General features: G+C 39.4%; 5 protein-coding genes. 4 read left to right on the forward strand and 1 reads right to left on the reverse strand.

Annotated features, from left to right (window positions below; translation table 11 throughout):
* Positions 1–207: hypothetical protein (locus tag LBH98_01515; protein ID MDR0303436.1), on the forward strand; the 207-nt coding region annotated here is incomplete at its 5' end.
* Between the two features lie 40 nt (positions 208–247).
* Entirely contained in the window at positions 248–631 is a 384-nt protein-coding gene (locus tag LBH98_01520) for a YccF domain-containing protein (GenBank protein ID MDR0303437.1), read from the forward strand.
* Positions 632–661: 30 nt separating this feature from the next.
* Here the strand turns inward: LBH98_01520 and argJ are convergent, their stop codons facing one another.
* Complete coding sequence (gene argJ / locus LBH98_01525; protein ID MDR0303438.1) at positions 662–1,876, reverse strand: bifunctional glutamate N-acetyltransferase/amino-acid acetyltransferase ArgJ; 1,215 nt, start codon at positions 1,874–1,876, stop codon at positions 662–664.
* A 111-nt stretch (positions 1,877–1,987) separates the two neighbouring features.
* On the opposite strand from argJ, the gene LBH98_01530 reads away from it, so the two are divergent.
* Positions 1,988–3,085, forward strand: coding sequence for a LysM peptidoglycan-binding domain-containing protein (locus LBH98_01530; protein ID MDR0303439.1), 1,098 nt, complete (start codon positions 1,988–1,990; stop codon positions 3,083–3,085).
* A 98-nt stretch (positions 3,086–3,183) separates the two neighbouring features.
* The gene (locus LBH98_01535; protein MDR0303440.1) at positions 3,184–3,903 is read left to right on the forward strand and encodes a PorT family protein; all 720 of its coding nucleotides are present in this window, start codon (positions 3,184–3,186) and stop codon (positions 3,901–3,903) included.
* Positions 3,904–4,037: the final 134 nt, after the last annotated feature.

Below are 4,037 nucleotides of genomic sequence, written 5' to 3' on the forward strand. Positions count from 1 at the left end.
AAAGACCTTGAAACGCTGGCGGGTACGCAGATAAATGTTTTCAGACAGTTATTCCCGCAATATGTCAAACATAAGTTTTATTTGGGAATAGCGGGAATGTCGTTTGAAGATAATACGGAAGAAGAAGCGTTAAGACAAGGCATCGGAGTATTGCGTCCAAGCGGTGAGAATGTTGAAATTCTTGATAAAGAATTGAAAGTTTTCTGATTACGAATAAATTGTTTTTTATTTTAAAAAAGGAAGTCTTATGGGGGTTTTAAGGATTATCGGTAATATTCTTTGGTTTATCTTCTGCGGTTTCTGGCTTGGGCTCGGCTGGTTGTTTTTCGGTTTATTATGGTGCATTACAATAATCGGAATACCTGTCGGTTTGCAGTGTTTCAAGTTAAGCGGCATGGGTTTTCTTCCGTTCGGCAAAGAAATCGAAAGAGAAAACATCTCAAACCCTTTAAATATATTGCTAAATATCTTGTGGTTTATTTTCGGCGGCTTGTGGTTATCGTTAGGTTATTTTACTGCGGGAATTCTCTGCTGTGTAACTATTGCGGGCATTCCGTTCGGAGTTCAGTGTTTTAAACTGACGGCGCTGGCGTTTATGCCGTTTGGAGCGAAAGTCCTCGCAAAGAAATGATTTGATATTGCATAGCTATAACGCCGTTTTTCAAGTATGATATTCCGCGTTTATTTTTACGTAATCATAACTGAAATCGCAGGTGTGGGCGACGGCGAAAGATCCGTTATTAAATCCTAAATCGATTTCAACAAGAACAAATTTCCCGTTCATTTTTCCGGACAATTCTTTTACCGAAAATTCTGCAGGCGAACCTTTTTCAAAAACCGTCGTTTCACAAAGTTTGACAACAACGTTTTCGGGATTAAATTCCGCGCCGGAATACCCTACAGCGCACAAAATTCTTCCCCAATTCGGATCGTTTCCGAACATAGCGCATTTTGTCAAATTGGAATTGGCTACGGATTTCGCCGCAAGTTTACAGTCAAAAATATTTTTGCCGTTTGAAACTCGTATTTCCACTCTTTTGGTCGCTCCCTCGCCGTCTTCGGCTATTTTTGCGCATAATTCGTTATATACGACAAAAAACGCTTCTTCGACTATTTTTTCATCGTCTTTTGATTTTATCGAAACGCCGCTCGCCCCGTTCGCCATAACAATAACCATATCGTTTGTAGAAGTGTCTCCGTCAACGGTTACGTTATTAAACGTGCAGTCGACCGACTTTTTGTGAATTTTATCCAATTCGTCAAGTCCGATCGCTAAGTCGGTAGTGATAAATCCAAGCATTGTCGCCATGTTTGGAGCGATCATTCCCGCTCCTTTACAGCAGCCGCCTATAATAAATTTTCCGTTTGACAATTCCACCTCAAAAGCCGTCTCTTTTTGTTTTGTGTCGGTAGTCATAATCGCCGTCGCAAAGACGTTTTCGTTTTCTTTTGACAAATTTTTTGCTAAACTTGGAATAGTCGAAATTATTTTTTCGAGAGGAATAAATTTACCGATAACTCCTGTGGAAGCGGTTAAAACCGAAAATTCGTTCAAATTCAGAGTTTTTTCGACAAAAGCCGCGATTTTCTTCGCGTCGTCAATTCCGCGATTTCCTGTACAAGCGTTTGCGTTTCCGCTGTTGCAGATTACCGCCCTAATGTTCTTTGACGGCAAAATTTCTTTATTTACCAAAACACAAGCCGCTTTCACAAGGTTTGTCGTAAAAGTTCCGGCGGTATTGCAGTCAATATCGCTGTAAACTAACCCCAAATCAAAATTTCCCGAATTTTTTATCCCCGCAGTTTCACCGTTTGCACTAAAATTTTTAGCCGCACAAACCCCTCCCGGAATCGCGGTAATTTTATCTTTTGTCAAATTATTCCTTTTGTTTTTGTGTTTTTTAATAATTTTAATATAAAATAATGCATTTTCCAAGTAACTTGTATTATTTTCTTGTATTGGCAATATTATGTTCGGGAGATGTTTATGAAAAAAATAGCGCTACTATTGTTTCCGGCGGCGATAATTTTTGCACAAACCGATATGCGTTATCAGGAAAATTTAATTATAGGCTATTCCGACAGCGCCGACTATGTAATAGTAAAAGGCGATAACTTGTGGAATTTGGCAAAAAAATATTACGGCAGCGGATTTGAATGGCGTTACATTTGGGAACGCAACGAATACATCAAAGATCCGCATTGGATTTATCCGGGGAAACTATTATTTATTCCGGGAATAAGTTCAATAAAAAACGTTGAAAAATCAAGCGAAATATCCCTTTACGGCTCTTCAAAAACATTTACTCAACTTCGCGACCAAACGAGAAAATATCCTTCTGAAAAACAATTTTATTTAGTGGAAAAATATATGTATTATTTTTCGCTTGAAGCGCTTCGACAGGCGCCTTTCGTTTACGATAAAAAACACGATAAAGACGGCGGAGATATTGATATTTTTGATTATGGCGAAGTTGCAAACAATAAACGTCCGATATTGGCTCAAAATCAAAACGTTCTTATCAGAATGGAAACAGAAATTTCAAACAACGCCGATTATTTCAAAATCGGCGCACATGTGGATTTTTACTCTATACGTAACGATTTAATGTGCAAAAACGGAATTGTTTCGGAACCGGTTGCGACCGGCGTTATAAAATATGTCGATAACGATTACACGACCGTTTATATTGAAAAACTTTGGGGAGTTTTAAGAGATGGCGCTAAAATCGCTCCCACGCGTAAATACAAACCGATAGGCGAATACCTCACATACAAAAATCTTGACGATTCTCTCGAAGTACAGGTGATTGCAAGAATGAATCCGGATATTTCGCTTAAACCTTCCGAATTTTTATTTATCGACAAAGGAACGCATAGCGGTATAAATATCGGCGACCATATAACCTTTTATCAGCAGGCGCGTAAAGGAGCCAAGAAAAAATATGCGGATGAACCTGCGGCGGAAGGTTTGGTCGTAGCGGTAGAAAAAAACACCGCAACCGTCAGAACGACAAACGTTTGGGAACTTTCCTTATCAAATTCGCTTATCGGAATGCGAAACGGAAAGATTGTTGCAAAATAATAGACGCTATTTTTGATTTTTTTATTTAAATGTTGACAAAAGACGATTCTTTTGTATATAAAAAATAGGTTTCATTAAAAAGGAGTAACCTTATGATTATGAGAAAGTATCTTGGCGTAATGGTCGTATGCGTTGCGGTGTCGGCGTTTGCGGGTAATGACAAACGCGTGTACGTAGGCGCTCGCGCAGGATTCGGCATAGGTATGAGCAGTCCCGGAGAAGAATTAAAAGACATGATTACCGATGATGAATCCGCTTTCAAAAGCGGCGGTAATTCTTTTGACATCGCTCCTTTCGTAAGTTTGCAGTTGGCGAACGCGTTTGCGATACAAACCGAATTGCTATTTACGCAATACGGGCATGGCGGATTCAAAATGAAAAAAGACAGCGAATATTCCTACTACGAAGTTTACAAAAAAGGAGATTATGTGGTGTCAAGCAGACCTGCGATGGTTATCCCAATTTTGCCGAAACTGACGCTTGCCGAAGGAAAATTCTGTATTTTTGCAGGCCCTCATTTCTCTGTGAATATGGGAGATTTCAAGGCTAAAGCGAAGATTAACGGCAATAAAACGTCTGTAAAAATGACCAAAGATGAAACTAAAGAGTTAAGCGAAGACATGAAGAATCCTGTCGGTTTGACGGCGGGCGTTTCTTTCGGATTTGACGCGGGACCGGGAAATTTGTTTTTTGACGCCAGATACCTTACAGATTTGGGAAAATATAGAGATAAAAACGATAAAGACGGTAAATACGGAGTTCGCCGCGCTAAATTGGGTTTGAGCGTCGGTTACGCATTTGGATTAGGGTCAAGATAAAACAGCGGATAAACGGTGCCTGTTGCACAACTCAAAAAAGGAAGCAGGAAAGTATCATTTCCTGCTTCCTTTTTAGTATTTTCTTTATAAACAAATCATATTTAGGAGGGTATCTATGCAAGGGAAGAAAGATT

It is taken from the genome of Chitinispirillales bacterium (genome assembly GCA_031254455.1).
Taxonomy (GTDB): domain Bacteria; phylum Fibrobacterota; class Chitinivibrionia; order Chitinivibrionales; family Chitinivibrionaceae; genus WRFX01.

Excerpts from the sequence above, each read along its gene's own strand:
- LBH98_01520 (MDR0303437.1), top strand. The coding sequence starts at position 248 with ATGGGGGTTTTAAGGATTATCGGTAATATTCTTTGGTTTATCTTCTGC.
- LBH98_01530 (MDR0303439.1), top strand. The coding sequence starts at position 1,988 with ATGAAAAAAATAGCGCTACTATTGTTTCCGGCGGCGATAATTTTTGCA.
- LBH98_01535 (MDR0303440.1), top strand. The coding sequence starts at position 3,184 with ATGAGAAAGTATCTTGGCGTAATGGTCGTATGCGTTGCGGTGTCGGCG.